This window comes from Seongchinamella sediminis (assembly GCF_003457605.1).
Lineage (GTDB): Bacteria > Pseudomonadota > Gammaproteobacteria > Pseudomonadales > Halieaceae > Halioglobus > Halioglobus sediminis.
Genome location: NZ_QRAN01000071.1, coordinates 1 through 579, shown reverse-complemented (window position 1 = coordinate 579; position 579 = coordinate 1). Strand labels below are relative to the sequence as shown.

Genomic DNA, 579 nt, shown 5'->3' with positions numbered 1-579 from the left:
TTTGCAGCACGTTGGTGTTCAGCGCCAGGGTGGCGATCTCGGCACTCTTTTCCTCCGAGGACCAGCGGGCGCCGGCAGTCAGGGTCAGGCGCTCGGTGAGGGCGTAATCCACCGCGGCGAAGAAGGCCAGGGTCTCCACATCGTAGAGGCCACCACCGTCCTGTATCTGGTAGGCGATGTCACTGCCCAGCGCCCCGCCGCTGACGATCGGGGTCAGCGCCCCCAGCAGGTTGCGGCGCTCGTGGTACTCGATGTCATTGTCAAACCAGTACACCCCGGTGGTGACGTTGGCGTTGCCAAACTGGCCGTTGTAGCGCAGCTCGAAACTGTTCTGCTCCGCCAGCAGGTAAGCCGGTGCGTGGAACAGGGCGGCTGGCTGGGCGTCGATGTCGGACGCACTGGTCGAGTCGTTGTCGCGCCAGCCGTAGAGGGCGGTAATGGTGCCCTCGCCAAAGCCTACATCCAGGTTCAGTTCGGCGGTGAAGAAGTCGGTTTCGATGTTCTGCTCACCCACCAGGTCATAGCTGGCGTCGAAGCTGTCGCGATCGGCGTTGAAGGGCGAGCCGGGAATGCCGCTGC

Annotated in this window: 1 protein-coding gene; it reads right to left on the bottom strand. The window is 63.9% G+C overall.

Annotated features, from left to right (window positions below):
* Window positions 1-579 (bottom strand): TonB-dependent receptor domain-containing protein (locus DWB85_RS19615; RefSeq protein ID WP_162846215.1); only part of this gene is annotated, 579 nt, incomplete at both ends.